Source organism: Okeania sp. SIO2B9 (assembly GCF_010672505.1).
Classification (GTDB): domain Bacteria; phylum Cyanobacteriota; class Cyanobacteriia; order Cyanobacteriales; family Microcoleaceae; genus Okeania; species Okeania hirsuta.
Genome location: NZ_JAAHGK010000762.1, coordinates 1 through 3814 on the forward strand (window position 1 = coordinate 1; position 3814 = coordinate 3814).

Sequence of the window (3814 nt, forward strand, 5' to 3'; positions counted from 1 at the left end):
TGGCAATTCATAAAATAGAAGCACTGCCAATAACAAATCAGTTTTGGTAAAATACCTGGCTGTTATTATCTTAAATTTGCGTCGTAATTGAAAAATAACTTCAGAATTAGAAGAGCAAGACAGAAAATTAATTACTCACTAACCGCTACTTCCAGCAGATAAAATTACTTCATAAAACTAGCGTAATCGATCCATATTCTCAACAGGGATCAGATTTTATATACTCAACTAAATTTGTATATCAAATGCTTAAAATTCTATTTTAATCATAATTTGAGTTGAATATTATCAAGATTTTGTAAAGATTTTCATAAAAAAAGTAAAGATTTCGTGAAGTTAAAAAATTATCTGAATTAAGTCTTTTATATATTTACACAGATATTATAAAATGATATAGTATATGTAGATAAGTAACTAAACCGTAAACAATACAACTGCAAAGTTAATAAAATCAACAGATATTTCTAACATTAAGTGTTAGTCCGTAAATTAAAAATTACGGTTAAACTGCTCAAAAAGGTTTACTACCTTAACTAAGAAATCATCTCAAGTTGTAACGGTCGATTTAAACTTTACAGGGTCATCTATTTCTGGGATAGCAATTGCGTTGAGCAGAACAGAGTTCTATTGCTTCCCAGAGTCGAGCTACTAATATTTATTACTCCCTGATAAAGTAGAAAAAGATGCCTAAAAAAGCCTATCTAAAATCTCACCTGAGTGAAATAGAAATCAAAACACGTTATCTCCAAACTAGAGATAGAGTAGAATCTCGGCGCTGGCACCTTTTGTGGTTAGTGTCTCAAAAGTGGACGATTAAAGAAGCAGCTAAAGCTTTGGGTCTTAACTATGATTATGCTAAAGATATAGTAAAAAATTACAATCAACAAGGACCAAATGCCATTTTGAATCGACGGAAAACCAGGAAATTTTATCCTTCTCATGCTTTACTGACACTAGAACAACAAGAACAATTACGCATAGCACTCAAAAATCCACCCACAGACCAAGAAACCTGGACTGGACCGAAAGTGGCAGAATGGATTGCGAAGACTATTGGACGCGATCGCGTTTCTCCCCAACGTGGATGGGAATATATGAAACGATGTAGTTCCAATTCTTAAATTTCCTGAATACACCAACGTTTAATCTTTTTACTCTATTACATAGTAGTGGCGTGTGACAGCTCAATTAATGATGCCGTCACACATTACTATATAGATAGTGCGTTATTTCATGTCCGTTTAATAGCGGTTCTTAGGTGCTAGATCATAGGTGTAAATTCAAGATAGAACACTGGAAACGGAGCATAAATTTTGGATATTCCTTTCTTTTCGCGCATCAATTTTGAGGAAAAATCATCTGAAGGAGTGTTGAATTTTTTGTATTATTTCTCCCCACATCTTCCCTCTTACCTCCTGACTCCTTGCTTTTTGTATTATTTCTCCCCACATCTTCCCTCTTACCTCCTGTCTCCTGTCTCCTGTTTCCTGTCTCCTGTCTCCTGTCTCCTGTCTCCTGACTCCTTGCTAAATTTATGAAGATACGATCAGGAGTTCTATATAATGTCTGTTTAATAGCGTTCAGGAAAAACTTTCTTATCCTCTTCCTTCTTCTTCCCTCCTGACTCCTGACTCCTGACTCCTGACTCCTTCATCAGCAACTTTCAATTCATCAATATTCCAAAAAGCTCCACCAATAGCAGAAAATTTTAAATTATCTACACGATCGCGAACTGCTTGCAATGAAAGAGGATTTACTAAAAAAAATATAGGTAACTGTTCCGCAACAATTTGCTGAAACTGACCGTAAATTTCTCGACGTTCATTCTCATCTACCGTCTGATATCCAGCAGTAAATAAACGGTCAATTTCTTGCTCCCAATTAGAAACTTGCCAATTTTGCATTAGTGTTTCCCCAGGTTTAGCACCAAGGTTAAATTGATGAAATGAACCATTACTTAACCAAAATAAAGAGAGTAAATTTGGCTCAAAATCTGCACCAGGAACACCAAAAGCTCCGACATAACATTCCCAATCTCTACGAAGTAATAGCTTTTCTAAAACAGTGTTGAAATTGAGTACCTGTAAATTAGCTTTAATCCCAATTTTACTTAAATCTTCTTTGACTTGAACTGCTGTATCTATCCTGAGTTTTTCTTCAGATTTTACTAAAATTGTAAATTCTACTCGGTTACCATCCTTGTCTAATAATTCATTTGCATTATTATATTGAAAACCAGCATCTAACAATAAATTTCTAGCTTTTTCAAGATTATAATTATAAACCTTTAATCCTGCTTCTGGAGATAAATAATAAGGACTTTGTACCCCCAGAGCAGAATGTTGTATTGCTCCTAAACCTCGATAAATATTATTATTTATCTGTTGACGGTCAATAGCATAAGCAACTGCCTGACGAAACGCCAAATTATTAAACCAACCAGACTTAATAGGATTTAAAAAAGGCTTACCTTCCGAATTTTTAGCTTGATTAAGATTAAAACCAACAAACTGATAGCCAAATTGAGGACCACCATTATAAATCTGATATTTTCCTCGTTTTTCTTCTCGTTTCAGTAATTGAAATGCTTCGGCATTTACTCGTAGAGTATCTAGTTCCCCAGAACGAAATCTGAGCAATTGATTATCGGTTGAAGGAATAATTTGGATAATAATTTCATCGAGATAAGGGAGTGAATTACCCATACCATCAGAACGCCAATAAAAGGGATTTTTTTGTAAAATAATTCTTTGAGAAGGTATGTAACCTCCAAGTTTAAATGCGCCATTACTAATGATTTTTTGTGGCTCTGTGTTTGTATCCCAGGTTGATAAAAATAGGGGTTTACCATCAGCATCAATTGATAAAACAGTATCTTGCAAAACATGAGCTGGTAAAACTTTCAATTTCTCTACATATCTGAGAAATGGGGCAAATGGTTCGGGCAAGATAAATTCTACTCTTTGTCGATCGAGTTTTTTTACAGAGGGAAAAGCACCATTACTACCAATTCTTAAAAAGTCTCTATAAACAGTAGGAATTTTTTTGTTTAGATAAATATCTTGGTAGGTAAAGACAACATCATCAGCAGTTAGAGGTTCCCCATCAGACCATTTTAATCCTGAGCGTAATGTAAAGATAATTCGTCTTTTATCTTCAGACAAAATCCAAGATTCTGCTAATGCTGGTTGTAACTCTCCAGTTAAACCATTTTCTGATAGTAATCCTTCGTAAATAAAATTAAAAATTCCGTATGGAGAACGAGATATTGGGTAGTTAAAAGTAGTTGGCGCACTAGGAAGAGCTAAAACTAATTTTGAATTATTATTAATTTGTGAATTTAATAAAATTGGGCGACAACCACTTATTAAAATCAATAAACAACATAATAAAAATCCAATTGAAGAATGTAGCACTCGAAAAATCATAAACTTAGGAATAATAAAATTAATTTTTTTGAACTTTCTTAGCTTTTGTTTGTAGTTGGGCTTGAGCTCTTACAATACTTATATTAAATACGTTATCCCAAATCTCACGCATTATTGCTACATCTCCTTGAGAGTAGGGAGTAGGGAGTAGGGAGTAGGGTGAAAAGAGATAAGATATCTTGGTTTAATGCCGATAATCGTTATAAACATTACTAAACGATTATTATTACTTAATAACTGAAGTTCATCGGAAGTATAGCATTATTTTTGGTAATTGGTATTAATATTTGCTACCAAAAATTGATAGGGAGACGGGAAGATTCGTAAGTAGCACAATTTTTTGTATTTCATATAAGTATTGTTGCTCAAGCAAAACTACGCAGTCA

At 33.8% G+C, this 3814-nt stretch carries 2 protein-coding genes; one reads left to right on the forward strand and one right to left on the reverse strand.

Annotated features, from left to right (window positions below):
* Positions 1–683: 683 nt before the first annotated feature.
* Entirely contained in the window at positions 684–1121 is a 438-nt protein-coding gene (locus F6K13_RS22965; RefSeq protein WP_124144036.1) for a helix-turn-helix domain-containing protein, read from the forward strand.
* Positions 1122–1595: 474 nt separating this feature from the next.
* Here F6K13_RS22965 and F6K13_RS22970 read toward each other — a convergent pair whose 3' ends face one another.
* Positions 1596–3377 (reverse strand): ABC transporter substrate-binding protein, encoded by a 1782-nt coding sequence (locus tag F6K13_RS22970; RefSeq protein ID WP_240038850.1) that lies wholly within the window; start codon positions 3375–3377, stop codon positions 1596–1598.
* Between the last annotated feature and the right edge of the window lie 437 nt (positions 3378–3814).